We start from the raw sequence: 23,750 nt of genomic DNA on the forward strand, positions 1-23,750 counted from the left end.
GCCTATGAATAAAAATCTATCTGAATCTACCAGAAACTTTAACTTCAAAAGCTTAAAGAAGCGTTATATTTTTGCGCTAGTCACTATTGCCATAACGGTATTATTGAGTCAATTATTGATTCAATATAATATCAATACGCAAATGGATGACTCCCGATTAATCAACATCTCTGGAAAACAAAGAATGTTGAGTCAAAAATTAGTAAAAGAGATTCTGATACTCAATACCATTTCCGATTCAGATAAAATAAACCAGCAAATCAACCAAATCCAGGAAACAGTTGCTATCTGGAAAGGGACTCAAATAGGACTGCAATTTGGAAACGAAAGTTTGAATTTTCCGGCTGATCATAGTGCCAAAATGACCGCTTTATTCGAAAGTATCAATCCAAATTTTGATTCGATTGTACAAACTACAACACTCATTTTACAAAATCGAAAAGCAGGTGATGGTCCAATTGAAAACCAATCTTTAATTCAAAAAATACTAGACAATCAGGCTCTTTTCTTAAAAAAAATGAATCTGATTGTAGGACAATATGAAAAAGAGGCTTACCACAAAGTAACCTTACAGCGCAATATAGAATACGGCATTTTAGCCTTCACCTTAATGGTTTTGTTACTGGAATTTCATTTTATTTTTAAACCCACCAATAAAAGGATCGAGGAGCTTATTTTTCAGCTTTTAAGTTCTGAGAAGAAAGCACTCAAACTCGCCTACAATACCGAAGTTTTGAGCGAACTAAAAGAGAATTCTGTCAAGGAGTTGAAATCGCTCAACTATGCGATGGAGAATACCTTGCTCTACTGCCGTGTCGCCAATGACGGAACGATTATTCATATTGGAGAAAAATTCGCCAAACTCATCAACTATACCGCTTTTCAGGCTGATAAGAAGTTCTCAAAAATACTGACACCTATAGAAAGCGAACAACTTTTTGTTGATCGAATTATAAGCGGAAAACAACGAAACGGCTGGCAAGGCGAACTAAACCTTACAAATAACAATAACGAATCGATTTGGTTTGACTTATCTATGATTCCGGTTTCTATCCGTAAAGAAGAATCAGAGTTGTTAATTATTTGTTTTGATATTACTATTCGAAAAAATGCAGAGCAAGAAGTAGAACGCTTGAGCGCTGAAAACATAGCCGAAAAAATAAACCAACAAAAAATCATTTCGAGTAGAATTGTCGAAAACCAAGAAAACGAACAAAACCGAATTGCCAGAGAAATTCACGACGGAATTGGTCAAATGTTAACGGGCTTAAAATTTAGTCTCGAAAGCATTAATTTGGACGACAAAGAGAAGTCGGCACAGAAAATTGAGTACCTTAAAAAATTATCTTTAGACATTATTAAAGGTGTTCGAACAGCTACTTTCAACTTAATGCCGCCCGAATTAAGCGATCATGGAATTGTATCCTCAATTGCCAAACTAACACAAGAACTATCCAAATTGACTGGGAAAAATATTTTGTTTTACAACAAAACTAATTTTGACCAACGACTCGATTCATTAATAGAAATAAATTTATATCGACTAACCCAAGAAGCGATTAACAATGCCATTAAATATGCGGATTCCTCACACATTATAGTGCAACTTTCGCACAGTAGCAACCTACTAAGTATTACCATTGACGACAATGGCAAAGGTTTTGACCTAAGTACGGTAGACCAAAAGAAAACCAGTGAATCTGGTATGGGATTGCTATTTATGAAAGAGCGAATTCAATACATAAACGGTCGTGTGTTTTTTAACTCTATTGTTGGCGAAGGAACTAGAATTACTTTCAATATTCCTATTTAAGTCTACATTTGGCACGAAAGTACAAAGTCTCTATGTTTTAAAAAAGCAGACAGGTTCATTAGAACAAACACAACAGTAATTTTTGGCCACAACCCGACCGAAAACGAACAGGCGAAGCAATCACACCACATTCAAATTCGTTACCATTCGTGTAATTCGTGGCTGAATATTTTATTTTAAAACCTCATCCGTATACACTAACGCCTCTACTCTTTTTTTTCAAAACTAAAGAATTAATACGTATATTGCAGCCTATTTTAGTGTTTAATACGTAACACATTCTTATTTTAACTTAAGTACATTATGAGTGATATTATTCGAGTAGTTCTAGCAGATGACCATGTTTTTGTACGAGATGGAGTAAAATCCTTGTTAGAATCTGAAGAAAACATAGTCGTTGTTGGCGAAGCAACAGATGGCCTTGAAGCCCTTACAGTTGTTGAAGAAACCAAACCCGACTTACTGATTATCGATATTCGTATGCCAAATATGACTGGTATTGAAGCCGTAGATAAACTACGTAAATCTGGAAATTTCGTCAAAGCAATTGTACTCTCTATGCACGACTCAGAAGAATACGTATTGAAAGCAATCCAAGCTGGTGCAGACGGCTACTTACTAAAAGGATCTAGCAAAGAAGAATTCTTGAAAGCATTGCATACCGTAAGTAATGGCGGTAAGTACTTCACAGGAGATATTTCGTCTATATTAATCAACCAATTGTCAAACGGCGGTGCGGTTGAGCAAAAAAGCCCAATGGCCGAGGAATTGACAATCACCAAAAGAGAAAAAGAAATTTTAAAATTATTGCTTTCTGGTAAAGGAAATAAAGAAATCGCCGAAACACTCGAAATCAGTAAACGAACTGCCGAAGTACACCGTTTCAACCTGATGAAGAAATTAAAAGTCAAAAATTTAATGGAACTTTCGAATAAAGCAACTGAATATTCTTTGTTGTAAATCTAAAGTTTAAAAAACATATTGTCCGTTCCTTCAAAAAACAATTTTGAAGGAACGGATTTTTTTATACTCCATTTTAAGGTTGAGGCATCAAAGGTTTTTGACACGAATTAACACGAATAGGCACGAATTAAAATAAAATTCCACGAATTCCTTTCGCACTTAGAATGAGAAGTTTTGCAATAATTTGTAAATCACAATTCAATAGAATCGGGTTTTAACCTGATTACACAATACAATCCGCACAGGGCTTTAGCCAAAATAATGGAATCTAAAAACATTGTACCTCATCAATCCTAAAACATCGGGATAAATCCCGACGCAATTCAACAAATCTCCTTTCAATAAATACTCAAATCGAAACTTTTTTTTTGCATGAGGGATAGTAGTGGAAATCCTTTTTTGGGGCTTTTTCTGCCCCAAAAAAGATTGGAACGGATAGCCCGGCCCGCGTTTTTCAGCGGGACATGCCCAAATAAACCATCATATCACTATGAATAAACCTCAAAAAACGCCTGAAAATAAACGAAAATCTCAAAAACAACAAAAACTACGTATTATTACGTAAAAATACGTATTTATTTTTCAAAAACTGCGTTTTCGCAGGTTTTCACTAGCATTTACTACTTATCTTTGTCAAAAAAAATATAAGTACATATGGAAAATACAACTTCTTTATCAAAATCACACCGCATGTTATTCCTCAACACGCTGGCATTTACAATTTGCTTTGCTTGTTGGACATTAAATGGTGTACTAGTTACCTTCTTAGTAGACAAAGGTATTTTTAACTGGAGCGTTGTACAAGTAGGATGGTTATTGGGAATCCCGATTTTAACCGGTTCTATCATGCGTTTACCAATTGGAATCCTAACAGATAAATATGGCGGAAAATATGTTTTTGCCACCTTACTTCTCTTATGCTCTATTCCGCTTTTCCTTTTACCATTGGCCGATAGCTTTTTCATGTTTGCTATTTTAAGCTTTTTGTTTGGATTGGTAGGAACCAGCTTTGCCGTTGGAATTGGATACACTTCAATATTTTATCCAAAAGAATGGCAAGGTAGAGCATTGGGGATTTTTGGAATGGGTAATGCAGGCGCCGCTATTACAACTTTTGTAGCGCCATCATTACTAAATCAATTCTCTATTGCAGACCCTGAAAACGGATGGAAAATGCTTCCAATAGTTTATGGAGCTGTTTTATTAGTCATTGGATTAATCTTCTTATTTTTTGCAGAAAACAGAAAATTAGAAAAATCAAACCGTACGATTCCGCAAATGCTTACTACCTTAAAAAGTGCTAGAGTTTGGCGTTTTGGAGCGTATTATTTCTTAGTATTTGGATGTTTTGTAGCGTATTCACAATGGTTACTACCCAACTTTATGAATGTTTACTCAACAAGTTTGGTCATGGGTGGAATGTTTGCCACCATGTTTAGCTTACCGTCTGGAGTAATTCGTGCTTTTGGAGGATATTTGTCTGATAAATTTGGAGCTCGTAAAGTAATGTATTGGGTATTGAGTTCTTCAGTTATTTTGAGTGCTTTGTTGATGATTCCAAAAATGGAAATCACCACTGCAGGACCAGGTGTTATGGCTGGTAAAAAAGGAATCGTGACCGCAATCTCACCAGAGAAAGTATCTATTGGAGACAAAGAATATGCCATTGATTCCAAACCAGAAGCCACAGAACAAGGGAATATTTTCCCAACTAAGTCCTCTTGGCAAAAAGTAATTGTGGAGCAAAACCAAGAAGTAAACAAGAAAGAATTAATTGCCAAAGGAGTAACAAGAATCAACTTTGACGCCAATATGTGGGTGTTCTTAGTCTTAGTAATCTTGATTGGTATTTCATGGGGAATTGGTAAAGCAGCGGTGTACAAACACATCCCAGAATATTTCCCTACCGAAATCGGTGTTGTTGGTGGAATGGTAGGATTACTAGGTGGACTAGGTGGCTTCTTTTGTCCAATTATCTTTAGTTACCTATTAACTACAACTGGAATCTGGTCTAGTTCTTGGATTTTTGTATTGCTTTTCTCTGCAATTTGTTTGATCTGGATGCACGTAACCATCACCAACATGATGAACGAAAAACAACCCGGAATGGCAAATCAAATCGATAGAAAAAATTAATATTAACTTCTTGGTTTTATAAAATAACAAATCCCGTTTTCAGATGATGAAAACGGGATTTTATAGTTAAACTCTACTTTAAACGGATTACTGCACGACAATCTTCTTGATTGTTTTTTGTTTCCCAACAACAAATTCGACCAAATAATTCCCAGGAACTAAATCAGAAACGCGCATTTCTTTTCCCTGTGTACTATTACTATTTTTAATCAAACGACCCGTAAAATCGTAAACAGTTACCGTAAATTCCTCCTCTGTTTCAATATACAAAACATCTGAAACAGGATTAGGATAAACAGAAAGCGAAGCAATAGCGTTAAAATTACTAACCGCCAAATTTTCGTTTTGATTGATAACACCCACTGCGTCTAAGTCAAACCCTCCAGAGGCAAAAGGAGTGCTATACAGTTCATTTATAATATTTCCTTTGCTATCATAAGAAGCATACAAAGGATCAATGGTACCAATAACATCTATTATTTTGATATGAGTGATTATATCTTTATTCAATAAAACATTATCTTCAAGATCTGATAAATCAAATGGCGTTCCATAATTGGATTTATACTTACCTGCAAGATTATGAATGTATGTTGCATTTACAGAACCAAAACCACCAATTTGAGTTGTAGTTTGTGTTTCGCTGTGCGAAGGGAATCTGAAAAAATGCACTCCATCTGAACTCACCTCAACAAAAGCTAATTCTAAAAAGGTATCCGAAAAGCCATTCTCAAAAACGGCAAAATCAAAACCATCTCCATTCATAATTGGCTTTGCAAAAGTTACAATGGCACTACCACCATCGCCCAAACTCACTACACCCGAACCATTGGGCGCGCCTAGAGCACTATCTGCTGTACCTACCGTAGCTACTGGTCCTGTTGGATTTTTGATATCTTGTGGCCCACGAGTAATTGTTGCTCCGGTTGCCCAAGCTTTAAAAACAGAACTTGTTCCTGCTATAGCCGTCGAACCTGCCTGTCCTGCTGGACCTGGATACGATTGTGAATACCCACAAATAGTCAATAAAAATAGACTTAAAAATAATTTTCCTTTCATAATTTCTTCTTTTTAGTGCATAAAAAAACCGTCTAAAAAGCCTATCTGCATCCAAGATCTATTACTTTTTTAAAATTTAGTATTAGATATTAGTTTTAGGATAGCTATTTAATTTTTCCCTTTGGGATAAAAAAAATACTTTTTAGACAGTTCTTATTTGATTATAATTTTAATTTATTTGTTTGAGTAAAAGCTATTTGGACCTTTGCCTACCGTAAATGTTTTAACCACAGTCCCTGTTGAATTGTACACCGTAACTGTACCATCGGCTGTAAATCCATTGGCATCTGCCGTATAGATATTCCCATCTATAACATTAAATCCATAAAAAGTAGAATAAGGAGTATACGCTACTGAGATTAAAGCTGTTTCAGAAAAACTAGTTGCGGTAGTATTCATCACATAAACTCCTGCACCACTTGTATAATAAATTTTATCTCCTTCAACATCCATGTTCAACGATCCTGTCAATGTGGTAGACTCAAAAGAAGTTGCCGTATCTGAAGAAGAATTAATTTTAAACAATTTACTTCTAGCTGAATTTCCGCATAAAACATACACCACTCCATTTTTTTCTTCGATAGAATTAACACCTTCTTCAACAGTAATGGTCGATACAATAGCTTTTGTTGTTGGGTTTACAACCGTTACTTGATTTCCGTACCCATAAGCACCATTCATTACGTATAACTTTCCGTTTGCAGTTACAATTTTTTCGGCTGTTTTATTCAACTCAATTGAAGCAATATAGCTGAATGTAGTTGCGTCATAAATAGTAATTGCTTTAGAAGTTGCATTTGTAACATACAATTTCCCGTTAAGAACAACACTAAAACGTGGATTTTTTATGTTTTCAGTTATCGTTCCCAAACTTTCAAAAGTATATCGATTTACTACTTCGACTTTGTTCGAATTATTTATAACAATATAGGCCTTGTCATTGTCAAAACTCATAGATTGTGCTACATCTCCTAATACTTTAGTTGGATTAACAGTCAAGAAAATATTGTTTTGAAATGTCAAAAAGTCATTTGAAATATAGGAAATTGATGCGTTTGGAGTACCATAATTCCCTTCATTCAAAATTAAAATACCGTTATCATAGGCTCCTAACGGAACATCATTTTCTGCAACATCATCCTTTGTACAAGAAGCAAACAAAAAGGCAATGGCAAGAATGCTTACATAGTGTTTTTTAAATTTCATTTTTTAATAATTAAGATTCAAATAAATAGTTAAATTTCGCCCAGGCATATAGCGGCTAGGTAGCGCTTGATAATTTTCGTTCCAAAGATTGGCTGCTTTTATACCTACTTTAAAAATATTTTTTTTGCTAAAATTATAATCAACCCCTACATTAGAAACAGTGTAAGCATTTAGAATATACTTAGGACTATTATCTGAAGTTGTAAAAACATCACCAGTGTACATCAACTGATAATAGGCAGCTACTTTTTTGTAATTGTATTGCAATGCTCCCGTAAGTTTATGGTATGGCACGTAGAAAAGTTGTTTTTGAGTTCTCTCGTCTTTTGAAACCGTATAAGAGTAGGTTCCACTAAAACCAAAACTATGCGAATTCCATTTTTTTGAATACCCCAACAAAGCTTCAGCACCATAAATAGCAACCTTATCGGTATTGATAGGTGACCAATTCCCGGAGTTTGTAGGCAACCAGCGAATCATATCATCAATCTTGGAACCGTAAGCCGTAACTGTTGCTCGAAAACCATTATAGTGAAAATCATTTCCAATTTCTATTTGATAGGATTGCTCCGGTTTTAAATCTAAATTTCCGCTTCCGACCCAATACAAATCATTAAAGGTTGGAATTCTATAATTTTTAGAAAAATTAAACTTTAAGTCATATACTTTAGAAAAAGAATATCGAGATCCAACAGAAAAAAGCACGGGACTTTTATATACATTTGAGAATTCTTTCCTCAGACTTCCTTCGTAATTCCATTGCTGCGTTAATTGTTGTTTCCACAGAAGGCTAGCACCTGCAATGTCACGACTATTTTTTTCTATTCCAGAACCCGTTCCATTGTTCCTTGTATAATCAATAAGAGTGGTTATTTTAGTATTTTTAAATACTGTATAATCAAGACTGTACTTTCCAATAAAGCTTCTCACGCCTCCAGAACTAAGTCCGTCCCTATTGATATCTTCAAAATAATTATAGTGCTCTGTAATATAAGCTAACTTTAAATCGGTCGTAAAAATCCCAAATGAGCTGCCCCAACTCAGTAAATTTCGAGTATTAAAATCTTGGTATTTTGTTTTGGTTGCATTTGGAGAGGTTAGGGAAAAATGACGTTCACCATCATAAATTTCGCTATAAAATTTCAAGCTATTCTTGTGATTTATTTTATATCCAAAAGCTACATCTAGCACATTATTATAATATTGCCCATTTAAATTCCGATCTTCTTTACCAACAAACTTAAAATCATTATCAGAACTAGTGCGAGAAAAACTAGCATCAAAACTGATGTTTTGGGTTGCAGCTGTAATTCCATATACCGCACTTAGCGTATTAAAATCACCGTAGTTAATTTGCAAATCATTGGTAAATGTATCGGTAAATTTTAAGTCATTATTCAAATGAATTGTACCACCAACAGCACCACTACCATAGACAACGCTTCCGCCACCTGCTTTTACATCAATCGAATTAAAGCCACGAGTTGAGATCGTATTGAAATCGGTTTGCCCTAAAAGTTGTGAATTAATGTTTATTCCGTTCCAAATTACTGCTGTTTGCTGTGCCGAAGTCCCTCTAAAAGATGGAGAAGAAACCATTCCCAGACCATTTTCTTTAAAATAAAGTACCGTGTTGAAATTCAAAAGTGAGGTAAGCGAAGCTCCATTTCGACTGATTAAGGAATCATTCAAATGCTGAATAGACTGCGTATTCTTAAACTGTTTAAGGTAAGTGTCTGAAACGACAACTTCCTTTAACTTATGAATACTGTCGGATTGTGCCCATACAAACTGGCACATCAAAAATAAGATGTAAAAAATCGAGTTATTTCTTGTCATAATACTTGAAACCCCTTTTTCCCGAGAGATTTATATTAGTTAAGAAAAAAGGCAGGTCTCCTGGCTTGCGTCTTGTTGTTTACCTTCTCATTCGCCAAGGGGAACAATGGTTGTGTAGATAACAACAAGCTTTCTAGCTTACAGTTGCGGGAACAGCTCAGGATTTTAGATTAATTTTTATTGGCAAAAGCAATGATTAATCTACCACCTGATTCCCTTTTAATGCTCTTTAAAATTTAAAAAGCAACCTCAATTCGAGCGCAAATGTAGTTTTATATTTGCCTTTAAACTAAATAAAAATTGTATTTTTTTTCACAGTTGGGACACAACTACCCAAATTGAACGGCTTAATTTTGGTCTAAATTAATAAAACGGCAATTGCAAAACCAATATAAATTAGTGTCTAATTTTGCTTAATAACTAGAATAACCCTATCTAATTACCAAATTCTCAAATACACAAAAACGAATTACTTTAATCGATACAATTAAGTATAAATACGTATTTTTAACTAAATTTATAAGAAATAGAAGAAATCTTCTAAAATCAAAACGTCATGCAAAGATTAAACGCCGATTGTAGTACTTGTGAAAATGCAAGCTGTTTTATAAAAAAACACCTGCATCTAGAAAAGATGCAAGATTTTGTATTGCAAAAAAATACTTTTGCTTGCAAAAAAGGTCAGCAGTTCATGATTGAAGGCGCACCAATACAAGGGTTATACTTTTTATACCAAGGAAAAGTAAAAATTATAAAAACGGGAATTTATGGCAAAGAGCAAATCGTTCGTTTGGCAGTTCAAGGAGATACTATAGGATTTAGAGGATTTGGAACAAGAAACCGTTACCTTATAGGAGCAGCTGCTATAGAAGATACTGTATTATGTAATTTCAGTAATGAAATCATGGAAAGCATACTCAAAACCATTCCTGAGTTCACCTATGATATGATGCTATTTTATGCCGAAGAACTCAATAAGAGCGAAAATAAAGTAAAAAAAATTGCCCAAATGAATGTACGCGAAAGAGTAATTGACACCTTATTACACTTATACAACAAATTTGGACATACCAACAATCTTATCAATGTGAGTTTGTCTCGAAAAGAAATTGCCGATTTTGCAGGAACTACAGATGAGCAAGTGACGCGTATCTTCTCGAGTCTCAAAAAAGAAGCTTTAATAAATACCGTAGGTAAAAAAATAAGCCTCGTACAAATTAACAAACTACAAGGAGAAATAGTAGAACACAAACAATTCTAAATTCCCACTACAAATACATTTCATAAAGCTCATTTTTAATGAGCTTTTTTTATGCCTTATACTCAAAAACACTAAATACTTACGTAAGAATACTCGATTCTAACAAACAAAAAAACAAAAACCACAAGTTCACATACCACTAACAAACAGATGATTAGCTAAAAAACATGTCAAACAACAGTTTTTTATCTGTACTATATTTGATAAAACACCGCTTAAAAACCTATTCTTTATTGTTTTTTACAATACATATAAGTATAAATACGTACGTATATTTGCCTTATCAATAATTAGAAAAACAATTATCAATCTAAACCCATTATTATGAAGCTACTTAAAACAATTTCCTTTTCAGTATTAGGATTAATTAGCGCTAGTACCTACGCACAAGAATTTAACGCCGACATTCAAATTAGACCACGTTATGAATATACAAACGGTTTTGGAACTTTATTAACTCCAACCACAGAACATACTTCTTTTATAGGGCAACGTTCTAGAGTAAACTTAAACTACGGTGATTCTAAATTAAAAGTAAAAGTGGCATTGCAAAATCTACGTACTTGGGGAGATAGAAATACGATTCCAAAAAGTGATGTAAACGGAGTTGCCATTTATGAAGGATGGGCACAATATAGTTTTACTGATAAATGGAGTACAAAAATTGGTCGTCAAGTACTATCTTATGATAACCAACGTATTTTAGGAGGTTTGGATTGGGCTAATCAAGGTCGTAGCCATGATGCTGCTTTAATCACTTACAAAGACAGTAAAAATCAATTGGATTTAGGATTTGTATTAAATGCAGATAACGAAAACAAAGTCGCTCCATCTACTCCATACAACACAGATCACAAAAACATGCAATATGCTTGGTACCATACCAATGCAAACAAAGTAGGATTGAGTTTCTTGGCAATGAACGTAGGTAGGGATTACTTAAAAGCTCCTGCTGAAATTGAAACCAATTACAATCAAACATTAGGTACATATATAACCTATAAAGGCAAAAAGGTAGCTTTAGACTTTAGTTTTTACGGACAAACAGGAAAAATTGGAACTAACAAAGTTTCTGCCTACAACGCTTCTGCCAATGCAACTTTCGCATTAAGTTCAAAAGTAAAAGCAACTCTAGGATATGAATTTTTATCAGGAAAAGATCAAAACGATTTAAGCACAGATGTAAAATCTTTCAACCCTCTTTTTGGAACCAACCACGCTTTCAATGGTTTTATGGATTACTTCTACGTTGGGAACCACGCAGGTTCTGTAGGATTGCAAGATGTATCGTTAAAATTGGATTTCCCAATCAAAAAAGTAAATCTTTCTTTGACTCCACACCTATTCTATGCTCCTAATAAAGTATTCGCTGGACCAGTTGAAAAAGACGCTTACTTAGGAACAGAGGTGGATTTAACAGCTGCATACAAACTATATAAAGATGTCGTTGTTGTAGCAGGATATTCTCAAATGTTTGGATCAAGCACGATGGAAACCCTTAAAGGTGGAATTGCAGGAACTACCAACAACTGGGCTTGGGTAATGGTAAACATCAATCCACAAATCTTTTCAAGTAAAAAATAATCAAGTTATAAAGAACTAAAAACAAATAAGATGAAAAAATTAGTATTTAAAATTTCATTACTAGCCATAACTGCTTTAGGAGTTATCAGCTGTAAAAAAGACGCAAAAAAAGAAGGAGCTGCAGAAGCAACAACTGAAACTTCTTCTACCACAGAAAAACTAACTTTGGAGAAACCACAAGTAACTTTAGGTTTTATCAAATTGACCGATATGGCGCCACTGGCCATCGCCAAAGAAAAAGGATTCTTTGAAGACGAAGGATTGTTTGTAACACTAGAAGCACAATCCAACTGGAAAAACGTTTTGGACCGTGTAATTGATGAACAGATTGATGGTTCACACATGTTGGCAGGTCAACCGATTGCTGCGGCAGTTGGATTTGGAAGACAAGCCAAATTGGTAACGACTTTCTCCATGGACTTGAACGGAAACGCAATTACAGTTTCTAACGATGTTTGGTCAAAAATGAAACCAGGATTGCCGTTGAAAGATGGAAAGCCAGTGCACCCAATTAGTGCAAGCGCCCTTCTTCCTGTAATTAAGGAATATAAAAACGCTAACAAGCCTTTCAAAATGGGTATGGTATTCCCCGTTTCAACACACAACTACCAACTGCGTTATTGGTTGGCAGCAGGCGGAATCAACCCTGGAATGTACACCAAAGACAATGCACAAGGTATGATCAATGCCGAAGCGCTATTATCAGTAACTCCTCCGCCACAAATGCCAGCAACTCTGGAAGCAGGAACAATCAACGGATATTGTGTAGGAGAACCTTGGAACCAACAAGCAGTTAGTAAAGGAATTGGAGTTCCGGTAATTACTTCAAATGACATTTGGAAAAACCACCCTGAGAAGGTATTTGTAATGACCAAAGCATTCGTAGAGAAAAATCCAAATACAGCCATTGCCATTACCAAAGCTTTAATTAGAGCTGGAAAATGGTTGGATGATCCAAAAAACAGAGACGAAGCAGTGAAAATATTATCGAGTCCTGCTTATGTAGGTGCAGACGAAGCGGTTTTGAAAAACTCAATGACAGGAACTTTCGAATATGAAAAAGGAGACAAACGTGATGCAGCAGATTTCAATGTTTTCTTCAAACACAACGCAACTTACCCTTTCTATTCTGACGGAGTTTGGTACATGACACAAATGAGACGTTGGGGACAAATCACAGAAGCACAACCAGCAGATTGGTATGCATCAAAAATCAAAGAAGTGTATTTACCAGAAATTTGGACCAAAGCAGCTGAATTATTAGTCAAAGAAGGAAACTTAGAGCAAGCTGATATTCCAACAACCGACGGTTACAAAGAAGCAACATCTGACTTTATTGACGGTCTTCAATACGACGGTAAAAAACCATTGGAGTATATTAAGAGTATGAAAATTGGGAATAAGAATTAAGGTGAAAAAGTTATGAGTTATGGGTTATGAGTTTTGGTAGGCGTGGATAGTTGTACCTACTCGATCTAAAAACTTAAAATAAAATAAAAAGCATTTAAAATTGAGGATGCTGTAGTGGCATCCTTAATTTTTTAAAATAAAATAAACTAGATCAGAATAATTTAAAAAGTACGAATCACATTTTACGAAATACCATTCTCCTTTTTAAAACCAACATTAATAAATAAAACAGACTATGAAGACATTAACAATAAAAACCGTGAATTTTATGGGATTGGGTTATCTAGAACCGCTCATTCGATTAATAACAGGTGAAGAAGTGAAAAAAAACGCTACAGCTACTTTCAAAAGAATACTTTTTCCTTTGCTATCTGTACTTCTATTTATTCTTTTATGGCAATCATTTTCGAATTATTTAGCTAATGTAGATTCGCAAATAAAAATCGAAAAAGCGCTTAAAGATCAAGGACCCGAAGCAGCAAAAAAATTAGAAGACTGCATTGCTTCTGGAGATATCAGTTGCAGACCCAATTCGTTGCCTTCTCCAGTGATGGTAGTAGGTGCTTTAGGAAAATTATGGGATGATCACCTAATAATGGCTACTAAAAAAGCGGATTTTATAGACAAATACTCCACTATAAATGCTGAACGAATTGCCAACGGAGAAACTGAAATTGTTTACACAGGACGTCCATCATTTGTAGACCAAATAAAAACGAGTTTGAAAACCGTTTTTGCTGGATTCTTATTATCAATTATTATCGCTGTGCCACTCGGAATCGTATTGGGATTGAGTGATACCTTAAGAACTTCGTTCAACTGGTTAATCCAAATTTTAAAACCCGTTTCTCCTGTTGTTTGGTTATTACTAGTTTCGATGATCGTAAAAACAATGCTTACAAATGTTGATGTCGAAAAATCATTTGTTATTTCATTTATCAGTGTGGGATTATGCTCGATGTGGGCGACTTTGGTTAACACCAGCGTTGGAGTTTCATCGGTTGACAAAGATTTCATGAACGTTGCCAAAGTATTGCAATTGGGAACTTTCAAAAAAATATTCAAAATTATCCTTCCATCTTCTTTCCCAATGATTTTTACGGGATTGCGTATCACGCTTTCAGTAGCTTGGATGGTATTAATTGCGATCGAATTATTAGCACAAAGCCCAGGTTTAGGATCATTTGTTTGGGAGGAATTCCAAAATGGTTCAAGTGATTCGAATTCGAAAATTATTGTTGCCATGTTTGTTATTGGTATTATCGGTTTCATGCTAGACAGAGTGATGATGATTTTCCAAAAATTACTAACGTTTACGGATTAGAGAGTTGCTAAGAGGCTAAGTTTCTAAGAAAAATAGTCACTTAGAAACTAACAACCAATGAATAAACAAACTAAAGGGCTTAGCAATTATGATACACCTGCTCTAAAGAACTTAGAAACTTAGGCACTCAGAAACTCAGCAACTTAAAAAAAGAAAAACATGGCATATTTAGAACTAAAAAATGTTTGTAAATCATACGGTGAAGGCAAGAACAAAACCGAAGTTTTAAGAAACATCAATTTAAGAATAGAAGAAGGCGAATTTGTAGCTATCGTAGGATTTACAGGAAGTGGCAAAACTACTTTGGTCAATTTATTAGCTGGATTAATCGAACCGGATTCGGGTGAAATATTATTTAAAGGACAACCAATCTCAGGAACCAGTCACGAACGTGGAATTATTTTTCAAAACTACTCTTTACTTCCTTGGTTGAGTGTTTATGAAAATATCGCCATGGCAGTGAAAGCCGTTTTTCCAGCTTGGACAAACAAAGAAGTAGAAGCGCATGTTATTTCTTTTATCGAAAAAGTAAATCTTGCTCATGCTACTCATAAAAAACCACGAGAACTTTCTGGAGGTATGCGCCAACGTGTGGCGGTAGCGAGAGCTTTGGCTATGAAACCCGAACTAATCTTGATGGATGAACCGTTGGGTGCACTAGATGCCTTGACTAGAGGAAACTTGCAAGAAGAGATACTTTCGATTTGGAGCGAAGACAAACGCACCGCTTTATTGATTACCAATGATGTAGACGAAGGCGTTTTTATGGCTGACAGAGTGATTCCGTTGCGACCAGGACCAAAAGCAACTTTGGGACCAGAATTTGACATTGCTATTGAACGTCCAAGAAACAAAATCGCATTGAACCACAATGACAATTTCAAAAAACTTAGAAACAAGATTATTGAATATTTAATGCAAATTGGGCAAGAAAGAACCGCAGGATTAGAAGTTCCACAATATGAATTGCCTGATTTGGTTCCAATGAAATTTGATTAAACATTATTTCTGGGAAAACAAATTTTAGAAATTAAAGAAATACAACAAAGATTTCACAGATTAAAAAATTTGACACTGAGGAAATCAGAATTAATCCTTTTAATCAGTGGCTAAAAATTAAAAATCATGACAGATACAACAACTCTTACTCAAAATACTCCCCGTGATCTACAAGGATTTGAAAAATACATGTTGGAATTATCCAATATTACCAAAGTCTACCCCACTCCAAAGGGTGATTTTGTAGTACTCGAAAATTTGAACTTAAAAATAAAAGAAGGCGAATTCGTTTCCATTATCGGACATTCTGGTTGTGGAAAAACAACTTTACTATCCATGATTGCAGGATTGAACCCAATTACAAGTGGCGAAATTATCTTGGACGGAACCCCAATTAAAGGTCCTGGACCAGACCGAGGCGTGATCTTTCAATCGCCTAGTTTGTTGCCTTGGATGAGCGCTCTAGAAAATGTACAATTGGGCGTTGACAAAGTTTTTGCCAATGCTACCAAAAAACAACGTCAAGACATTTGCAAATATTACCTCAGCAAAGTCGGACTTGATGGAGCTTTCGACAAAAAAGCCAAAGACCTTTCACAAGGAATGAAACAACGTGTGGGAATCGCAAGAGCCTTGGCACTAAAACCTCAAGTATTGCTTTTAGACGAACCTTTCGGAATGCTAGATTCCTTAACAAGAGGAGAATTGCAAGATGTTTTACTCGAAGTTCTCGATAAAGAAAAAACAACAGGAATTATGATTACCCACGATGTCGATGAATCTATTTTCTTGGCCGATAGAGTGATTATGATGACCTCGGGACCAAGAGCACAAATTGGCGACATTCTAGACATTACCTACGATCGCCCCCGAAACCGTAAAGCGATTTTAGAACACGAAACCTATTACAGCAATAGAGAACACTTAATCAATTTCTTGGAGCATTAATATTTTGCCCCAAATCTATTAATTCCAAAAAAACCGAACAGGAGATATTTTCTTGTTCGGTTTTTTTTGTACGTATTTAAACTTTTTCTTTATTTGTCAGCAATTCCACCTAAATATATTTTATACTCCAATATCGTATTGATAGCTAATATGCGTAACAAATCAAACCACCCCAAAAAAAATGAGCCCGATACACTATCGAGCTCATTATTAACAAAACTAACTTAAATTTACCTAAACTTTTGGGTGTAGTCTAGTGTTTCAATTTGCACTTAAAAGAAACACCTATTTGACTTATAATAAGCTATCCCGTCTCTAATTTTCTACTTGGACAATTGCATTGTTCTTATTTACGTTTTTTACCCAAGGTCCGTGATTTTTATAGGCTGGCCCAGTTAAATTTCGGCTTTCACTACCCGATGTACTTACTAGAACTAAGTCTTTTTCTCTTGTATCTCTCGACACTTGATGATTTTTGTATGCTGGTCCTTTGAGCGCTTGTTTATTATTATCTGTATATATTTTAATTGGCTCAGATTTATCCATCCAAACTTTATAATTTTTATAAGCGGGCCCTTTTAAATCACTCTGTTTCACATTAGTTTCTGCTTGTGCAAACGCACTAAAAGAAATTAATAAAACTCCTAAAATCATTGCTACTTCTTTCATGGCTATTACTTTTTTTGTTCCTTACAAAGATACATTCAGTAATAGGTGTTTAGAATTATGGGAATCTACCCAATCTCCATCCGTATAAATACGGATAGCGACTATTTTTAAAGTGTTATACCAAATTCATTTCTGTTGCTTTTTTAATGAGTTCGGCGGTATTTTTTACTTCCAATTTTTTCAAAATATTGGCGCGATGGGTTTCTATGGTACGGGAACTTACAAATAGTTTAGCAGCAATTCCCTTGGTTGTCAAACCCGTAGCGATCAATCCCAAAACTTCTGTTTCTTTATTTGACAAAATGTTTTCACTAATGCTTTGAGTGGACATAAAGTTGATCATTTTTTCAGAAATCTCGGCGCTGAAATATTTTTTTCCTTTATTCACTGTTCGAATGGCAAGGATCAATTCAGCTTCATCTGTGTTTTTTAATAGATAGCCATAAGCACCCATTTTGGCACATTTTGCGATGTAATTGCCATCATTGTGCATCGATATCACAATAGGTTTGATACCTGAATCTGTTGCTTGTAATTCTTTCAAAACCTGAAAACCATCCATATTAGGCATGGTAATGTCTAGCAAAACAATATCTGCTTCAAACTGATTATTAATCAGCTCCATAAACTCAATACCATCAGCAACACTTTTGACTATTTTTATGTCGTCCTGTTTTCGTAGTAACTCTGCAAGTCCTTTTCGAAAAAGTTCATGATCATCGGCTATTATTAATTTGATTTCGTTCATAATTCTATGGGTAATTCAATTTCAAAGGTTGTGTTTCCAGGTACTTCATTGATGGTAATGGTACCATTGCAAATTTCTACCCGCTCTTTGATGTTACTAATTCCTAAACCTAATTTGACTGTGCAAATATCAAAACCAATTCCGTCATCAAAATAAAAAAGCGAAATAAATTCATCAAATTCCGAAAGTGTAATTCGGATATTTTTAGCATTTGCATGTTTTAATGAATTATTAATGAGTTCTTGGCTTATTCGAAAAAGATTAATAGCCTGATGGTTGGTGATATTAGAATTTTCTTGTTTGGTTAAATCTTCATATTCGATAGTTACATTTGTCGATTTTTTGAGGCTTTCAATAAAGTTGGTCAGCGCAACTCCAATTCCGAAATCATCTATAGAAGCAGGCATTAAGGCGTTTGACATCAATCTGATTTCTGAAATAGTATCATCTACTATTTTTTTCATTTCTGTTTTCTTCACTTCATCTACAACCCTATTTTCAATATAGTGTTTCAAAGAAGTCAAATACGGGCCTACACCATCATGCAGCTCACGCGAAAGTCGGCGCCGCTCATTTTCCATACCGTTTACCAACATCCGTTTTGATTGTATTCTGGTATTTTCTTCATTATTTCGAAATTCGATCAGCTTATCTCTCATCGCCAAAAGGCTTTTTCCTAAAAGATCATTCGAACTTTTTGGTTGATAATCGGTATTTAAATTCATAGTACCAATAGCATCCGAAAATTTGACGGCACCTTGCAAAGAAGCTTTCAAATTGGCTAAAGCATCAAACATTTCCTTTATTTCTTTAGAATTTTTTATAAATTCATTGGTTTGATTATAATCTCCTTCGGCCATAATTCGGAGACTATTCCGCATATTTTTGATGGGATTGGTAATAATTCTGGTAAGAAAAAGAGAAAGCATAACCGCTAGTAAAAAAATAGCCAGCGTTAAACCTACCAGTCTTTCTTTTAATTCTTTTAGCGGAATTGTGACCTCATCAACATCCATTTCAGACAAGATAACCATCTTTAAATTGGGAACTTCTATAAGGCTATACACACTATACACATCAATACCTCTATAATCCTTAAATACTCCTCTACCATTTTTTCCTTTAAAAGCATTTGCCACACCTTTTGTATTCACGGTTAAAGAGTAAGGAGTTTTATTGGGATAAAAACGAGACTGAGAACGCATTCGAAAATCTTCACCTACGAGATAAGATTCTCCACTATTCCCCATTCCGGTGCGTTCAAGTAGTATTTTTTTTACTTTGTTGTAATCCAAAACTTTAATCAACGTCCCTTTTTTGGAGTTAGAGACAAAACCTATGGTCGTTTTATTTGCAACATGGTAGGGTGTAAAATCGTGAATTCCATCAATCTTTTTAATACTATCCGGTAGTTTTAAAACGCTACTATCAATATTTTGGTTGTACGAATCATAACTCTCAAACCGCTCCCACTCTGATTTTAGTAAATGTTCAATCTGGTTTTTCTTGAGTGTTTTAATCGAATTCAATTGCAGTAAAATACGATCGTTCAAAACGCTTGAAAACTGTTGGTAGGATGAAAAAGACAAGACCGTAATTACCAATGCAATTAAACTATTAATGATAATAAGTATTACTGTTTTGATGTTCATTACAATCTATTTTAAAGATTTAGATACCATTTATTTAGCATTATAAAAATAGGTATTTAAAAAACAATTGAGAAAATCTCTAATAATCGCCAACTATTTCCCAAGCCGATTAGACAAACATACAACCAAAATGGTTATAAAACTTAACTTCTATGCAACCAATTCTTGCTATTGTGCTCAGATCATCAAACTAAATAGTAAAAAACAAATTAGCCTTTTTTTTATAAAAATAACTGTTTTTATTATCATACAAAAATCAAACTACTCCTAAGAAAAGAAGATTCCCGATAGACGAATAGTTAATGGAAAAACTAAATATATCTTCACCACCGTTCATACTCTCTTTACTTCGGACGAATTCCTATTGTCTACCCAATTAGTCTGATAAATAATTGCGTAAACTTTTAGATTTGCATTACGAAATTGTCTTAATTGATAACTCCTTCACAACTACCTGCGACACAACAAATTCAAGTCTAGTTCCAAAATTGCAATATTAATTTAGTATTTTTAAGAAACCTATCTTTTATAAACGAGTTAAGTAGATAAAATACAGTATCATGAAAAAAAACATCCTTATTTACTATTCTAAAATTCGAAGACAATTGTGGTTTCGCCCACTTCTTTTTTGCTTATTCTCGGTTGCGGGCGCGCTGGTAGCACATCAAGTGGATGGTTTAGGATTGAGCGATCTTGTTCCCGATATTGAAACAGAATCAATTGAGGGGCTTTTGGACACTATATCTGCCAGCATGTTGGTCATCTCTATTTTCGCAGTAGGATCGATGCTGTCTGCATTTTCTACAGCCAGTAGTAATGCCACTCCCCGCTCTTTCAAAATTGTAGTTACTGATGATGTTTCCCAAAACGCACTTTCTGTTTTTATTGGGGCATTTATCTTTAGTATTGTAGCAACCATTGCTCTAGATAATGGTTATTATGGCAAAGCAGGTCGGTTTGTACTGTTTCTATTTACCCTGTTTTTATTTACCATTGTCATCCTTACTTTTTTACGATGGGTGGACCGAATTTCAAGATTAGGACGACTGGAACATACCATCGACCAAGTGGAAGCCGTTGCCGCCAAATCACTTTCTGAATACATCAAACATCCTTACTTAAAAGCATTGCCCGCTATAGGCGAACCAATTGCAAGTACTGCAATAACAAGCAATTGTGTAGGCTATGTGCAACACATCAACATGGCAGGCTTGCAATCATTGGCCAAAGACAACGATTTGAAAATTAGGCTGAATTGTCTTCCTGGTAAATTTGTACATGAAAATTTCACTATTGCCTATGTAGCCTCCGTAAAACAGATTGACCTTGATAAAATAGCACAAAAAATCAACTATGCTATTCGTGTTGGTCATACTAGATTATTTGAAGACGATCCACGTTTTGGAATTATCGCCTTAACAGAAATTGCTAGTAGAGCCTTGTCTCCCGGTATTAATGATCCTGGAACTGCCATACAAATTATTGGTAGCCAAGAAAGATTGTTGTTTTTATGGAATCAGGAAAGCAAAGATCATAAAACAGAAAAAACACAATATGACTGCATAGAGGTACCAACAATTTCGATGAATGATTTCTTTGATGATGCTTTCAGACCTATTGCAAGAGATGGCGCCAATAACATTGAAGTAATGTTACGCTTACAAAAGGCTTTTACCTCATTAGAAACCATCAACAACGCCGACATAAAATTATCGGCTATCCAACATTCGAAAGAAGCTTTTAGCAGAGCAAAAGGAGCTCTTGAGTCCCAAAAAGATCTCCTTATTTTAGAAGCAGAATGTTCCTTTAATAGATAATTTTAAATTGACTGGATAGCAAAAAAAAACTCAAAGCCTAAACAGACTTTGAGTTTTTCTTGGATTGTGTAAAATCCATTCTTACAGTTTAAAAAGAGTACTAATTTCCTATTTTCACATCTACTTTGTCAGCCTCTACTTTTAAACCATTTTTATCTACAGTAATACTTGTGCCTGATGAACTATCAACCGTTGTTGTTTCTTTTTCAATTACTGTTGTTGTGCCTGGCATGACAATAACTTCTTTATCTGCTTCTTTGTCTTTACATCCCATTACGGTTAACATCACTACTAAAGATAACAACCCGATTATTTTTTTACTATTTTTCATTTTATTTAATTTATTAAAGTGATTACTACTGTTTATTTTAATTGGTCTGTACAAAGGTGCGTTTAATGAACACAGTAGCTGTTATAAAATTTCGCAAATACCTTATATCATTCACACATTAACCATAACAAACTACCTGATTTACAAAACTTTAAAAGCCGTTTTTGAACTAAGGAGAAATCAATCCCTTTATTTTAAATAACTATAAAGTCTATTTATCCAATTCAATTGCATTATATATAATAGAAACAAAAACTACACTCTTACCATCCGAATATCAATCTCTCTATCTACAAATTCCCATTCTTCAGATTGGCGCAATTTACTGAGTAGTTCATTAAATGCAGGTTCGTCTTCTGGAGCAAATTCAAACCAAGTTAAAAAATCAAAAGGTTCATCAATGTCTCTAGAATGAAACAATTGACGGGCAATGGCTGGTAAATATTGCATTCCATGATGCGTATGACGGGATTGCTTTTCCATGATTTGTCGGCGTTCATCTTGAGCCAGATTCCACCAAGCTTCATTTTTTCGAATGGGAATGAAAGCGGCATAAGTAGCTTTTTTTCGACCGAGGTCTTCTTGTTTGGCAGTGAGTTTGTCTTTTTCAGCTTTTTCGGTGTAGCGCAAATTACTAATCACTCCTTTCAATGACCAAATCCCTTCAAAACGATTGATTAACGAACTTTGAATTTTATCTACATGCGTCACTTTTGGCAAAGACTCGCCTATCAAAGTGGTTGATTTAATTATTTTCCAATCTCCTGTGGTACCGCCTATAAAGTCAAAAATAGTATTGTTCATGAAAGTTGTTTTTATAATTTAAGTATAAACTTGTAAATAATAGCTCCTATGGCTAATTACTATCATTTTATTTATAACCTAAATATAAACAAGCATTTAGACAAATCTCCCGCATAAAAACTATAAGAAAGTTGTTTTTTGACAAGTTAAAACTGGCGAAAAAGCAAAAAACCCCTATCGTTCTAGTGCGATAGGGATTTGGAAACAAACAAAACAAATTAAACTAATTTTTATACTTCATTCCCATGTCTTCGATAGAAAACTTATCGGTTAATAGGTGTAATAATTTATCTCTAAGTTCGATGTACTCAGGCATTTTTACGATTTCGATTTTATTTCTAGGTCTTGGCAAATGCACTTCTACAATCTCACGAATGGTGGATGACGGTCCATTGTTTAGTACCACAATTCGGTCAGACAAGAACAAAGCTTCTTCGATATCATGGGTTATCATGATAATGGTTTTTTCGCGATTGTCTAAGTTCCAAAGTTTCAACACTTCAAGTTGCATCGATCCTTTGGTCAAAGCATCCAAAGCCCCAAACGGCTCGTCCATTAATAACACTCCTGGATTGATAGCAAAAGCACGAGCGATGGCTACTCTCTGTTTCATTCCGCCCGATAGTTGTCCTGGTAGTTTGTCTTTGTGTTCGAATAAGTTGACCATTTTTAGATTGTTATCTACAATAGCTTTTTTTTCTTCGGTAGAACATTTCATTACAGAATCTACTACTTGAAAAATGTTTTGGTAAACGGATAACCAAGGTAATAAAGAATAGTTTTGAAAAACGATTCCGCGATCTGGACCTGGTCCTTTGATGCTTTGATTGTCCAGCACTACAGATCCTTGAGACGGTGTAAGCATTCCTGCGATTGCATTTAGGATAGTTGATTTCCCGCAACCTGAATGGCCGATGATGGATATGATTTCGCCTTTTTGAATGGATAAATTAATATCTTTTACGGCTGTATATTTTCCTTTTGGAGTTGGGAATGATATTTCTAGGTTTTTGATTTCTAAATAACTCATGATCGTATGATTTAAGAATTTATATATAAAATTGGTGATGGAAATGAGAATTGGTAATTGGTAGGTTTTGCGTGAGTGATGGAAGTGGAGCTCTTTTTTGAGCCATTTTTCTTGGCTCAAAAAAAGCGGGAACAGACAGCACGACCCGTAGGGGCAC

General features: G+C 34.9%; 19 protein-coding genes and 1 riboswitch. Of the genes, 10 read left to right on the forward strand and 9 right to left on the reverse strand.

What is annotated here, in order from left to right:
- The first annotated feature begins 4 nt into the window (after nucleotides 1-4).
- From ABZP37_RS16950 to ABZP37_RS16960, 3 genes are all read left to right on the forward strand, one after another.
- Entirely contained in the window at nucleotides 5-1,813 is a 1,809-nt protein-coding gene (locus tag ABZP37_RS16950; protein ID WP_366184421.1) for an ATP-binding protein, read from the forward strand.
- 303 nt (nucleotides 1,814-2,116) lie between these two features.
- The gene (locus tag ABZP37_RS16955; protein ID WP_366184422.1) at nucleotides 2,117-2,773 is read left to right on the forward strand and encodes a response regulator transcription factor; all 657 of its coding nucleotides are present in this window, start codon (nucleotides 2,117-2,119) and stop codon (nucleotides 2,771-2,773) included.
- Between the two features lie 657 nt (nucleotides 2,774-3,430).
- On the forward strand, nucleotides 3,431-4,912 hold the full coding sequence (locus tag ABZP37_RS16960) for an MFS transporter (RefSeq protein ID WP_366184423.1): 1,482 nt from the start codon (nucleotides 3,431-3,433) through the stop codon (nucleotides 4,910-4,912).
- Nucleotides 4,913-4,999: 87 nt separating this feature from the next.
- On the opposite strand, the gene ABZP37_RS16965 is transcribed toward ABZP37_RS16960, so the two are convergent.
- From ABZP37_RS16965 to ABZP37_RS16975, 3 genes are all read right to left on the reverse strand, one after another.
- A complete protein-coding gene (locus tag ABZP37_RS16965; protein WP_264620562.1) occupies nucleotides 5,000-5,971 on the reverse strand; it encodes a T9SS type A sorting domain-containing protein in 972 nt (323 codons plus the stop codon).
- A 174-nt stretch (nucleotides 5,972-6,145) separates the two neighbouring features.
- Nucleotides 6,146-7,177, reverse strand: a complete 1,032-nt coding sequence (locus ABZP37_RS16970; RefSeq protein ID WP_366184426.1) for a DUF5074 domain-containing protein — start codon at nucleotides 7,175-7,177, stop codon at nucleotides 6,146-6,148.
- Nucleotides 7,178-7,180: 3 nt separating this feature from the next.
- Nucleotides 7,181-9,016, reverse strand: coding sequence for a TonB-dependent receptor (locus tag ABZP37_RS16975; RefSeq protein WP_366184428.1), 1,836 nt, complete (start codon nucleotides 9,014-9,016; stop codon nucleotides 7,181-7,183).
- 32 nt (nucleotides 9,017-9,048) lie between these two features.
- A riboswitch (cobalamin riboswitch) is annotated at nucleotides 9,049-9,283 on the reverse strand.
- A 289-nt stretch (nucleotides 9,284-9,572) separates the two neighbouring features.
- On the opposite strand from ABZP37_RS16975, the gene ABZP37_RS16980 reads away from it, so the two are divergent.
- The 6 genes from ABZP37_RS16980 to ABZP37_RS17005 all read left to right on the forward strand — a co-directional run bounded on the left by ABZP37_RS16980 (nucleotide 9,573) and on the right by ABZP37_RS17005 (nucleotide 16,542).
- Nucleotides 9,573-10,277 carry a Crp/Fnr family transcriptional regulator gene (locus tag ABZP37_RS16980; RefSeq protein WP_366184430.1) on the forward strand — a complete coding sequence of 235 codons (705 nt, stop codon included), beginning with the start codon at nucleotides 9,573-9,575 and terminating at the stop codon, nucleotides 10,275-10,277.
- A 324-nt stretch (nucleotides 10,278-10,601) separates the two neighbouring features.
- Nucleotides 10,602-11,861, forward strand: a complete 1,260-nt coding sequence (locus ABZP37_RS16985) for an alginate export family protein (protein ID WP_366184432.1) — start codon at nucleotides 10,602-10,604, stop codon at nucleotides 11,859-11,861.
- Between the two features lie 30 nt (nucleotides 11,862-11,891).
- Nucleotides 11,892-13,271 (forward strand): CmpA/NrtA family ABC transporter substrate-binding protein, encoded by a 1,380-nt coding sequence (locus tag ABZP37_RS16990; protein ID WP_366184433.1) that lies wholly within the window; start codon nucleotides 11,892-11,894, stop codon nucleotides 13,269-13,271.
- Nucleotides 13,272-13,506: 235 nt separating this feature from the next.
- Complete coding sequence (locus ABZP37_RS16995) at nucleotides 13,507-14,595, forward strand: ABC transporter permease (RefSeq protein ID WP_366184435.1); 1,089 nt, start codon at nucleotides 13,507-13,509, stop codon at nucleotides 14,593-14,595.
- Nucleotides 14,596-14,754: 159 nt separating this feature from the next.
- Nucleotides 14,755-15,594 carry an ABC transporter ATP-binding protein gene (locus tag ABZP37_RS17000; protein WP_366184437.1) on the forward strand — a complete coding sequence of 280 codons (840 nt, stop codon included), beginning with the start codon at nucleotides 14,755-14,757 and terminating at the stop codon, nucleotides 15,592-15,594.
- A 189-nt stretch (nucleotides 15,595-15,783) separates the two neighbouring features.
- On the forward strand, nucleotides 15,784-16,542 hold the full coding sequence (locus ABZP37_RS17005; protein WP_366187555.1) for an ABC transporter ATP-binding protein: 759 nt from the start codon (nucleotides 15,784-15,786) through the stop codon (nucleotides 16,540-16,542).
- Between the two features lie 315 nt (nucleotides 16,543-16,857).
- Here the strand turns inward: ABZP37_RS17005 and ABZP37_RS17010 are convergent, their stop codons facing one another.
- The 3 genes from ABZP37_RS17010 to ABZP37_RS17020 all read right to left on the reverse strand — a co-directional run bounded on the left by ABZP37_RS17010 (nucleotide 16,858) and on the right by ABZP37_RS17020 (nucleotide 19,611).
- Nucleotides 16,858-17,211: a hypothetical protein gene (locus ABZP37_RS17010; RefSeq protein ID WP_366184439.1), complete on the reverse strand. Its 354-nt coding sequence runs from the start codon at nucleotides 17,209-17,211 to the stop codon at nucleotides 16,858-16,860.
- A gap of 115 nt (nucleotides 17,212-17,326) precedes the next feature.
- The gene (locus tag ABZP37_RS17015) at nucleotides 17,327-17,959 is read right to left on the reverse strand and encodes a response regulator transcription factor (RefSeq protein WP_366184441.1); all 633 of its coding nucleotides are present in this window, start codon (nucleotides 17,957-17,959) and stop codon (nucleotides 17,327-17,329) included.
- The gene (locus ABZP37_RS17020) at nucleotides 17,956-19,611 is read right to left on the reverse strand and encodes a sensor histidine kinase (RefSeq protein ID WP_366184443.1); all 1,656 of its coding nucleotides are present in this window, start codon (nucleotides 19,609-19,611) and stop codon (nucleotides 17,956-17,958) included. The genes ABZP37_RS17015 and ABZP37_RS17020 overlap by 4 nt, the downstream gene beginning before the upstream one ends.
- Before the next feature lie 560 nt (nucleotides 19,612-20,171).
- Between ABZP37_RS17020 and ABZP37_RS17025 the strand changes: the two genes are divergently transcribed.
- Nucleotides 20,172-21,428, forward strand: a complete 1,257-nt coding sequence (locus ABZP37_RS17025; protein ID WP_366184445.1) for a DUF2254 domain-containing protein — start codon at nucleotides 20,172-20,174, stop codon at nucleotides 21,426-21,428.
- A 100-nt stretch (nucleotides 21,429-21,528) separates the two neighbouring features.
- On the opposite strand, the gene ABZP37_RS17030 is transcribed toward ABZP37_RS17025, so the two are convergent.
- The 3 genes from ABZP37_RS17030 to ABZP37_RS17040 all read right to left on the reverse strand — a co-directional run bounded on the left by ABZP37_RS17030 (nucleotide 21,529) and on the right by ABZP37_RS17040 (nucleotide 23,593).
- A complete protein-coding gene (locus ABZP37_RS17030; protein WP_366184446.1) occupies nucleotides 21,529-21,759 on the reverse strand; it encodes a hypothetical protein in 231 nt (76 codons plus the stop codon).
- 255 nt (nucleotides 21,760-22,014) lie between these two features.
- A complete protein-coding gene (locus ABZP37_RS17035) occupies nucleotides 22,015-22,563 on the reverse strand; it encodes a chlorite dismutase family protein (protein ID WP_366184447.1) in 549 nt (182 codons plus the stop codon).
- A gap of 223 nt (nucleotides 22,564-22,786) precedes the next feature.
- Entirely contained in the window at nucleotides 22,787-23,593 is an 807-nt protein-coding gene (locus ABZP37_RS17040) for an ABC transporter ATP-binding protein (RefSeq protein WP_366184449.1), read from the reverse strand.
- Nucleotides 23,594-23,750: the final 157 nt, after the last annotated feature.

The organism is Flavobacterium ovatum (assembly GCF_040703125.1).
Taxonomy (GTDB): domain Bacteria; phylum Bacteroidota; class Bacteroidia; order Flavobacteriales; family Flavobacteriaceae; genus Flavobacterium; species Flavobacterium ovatum.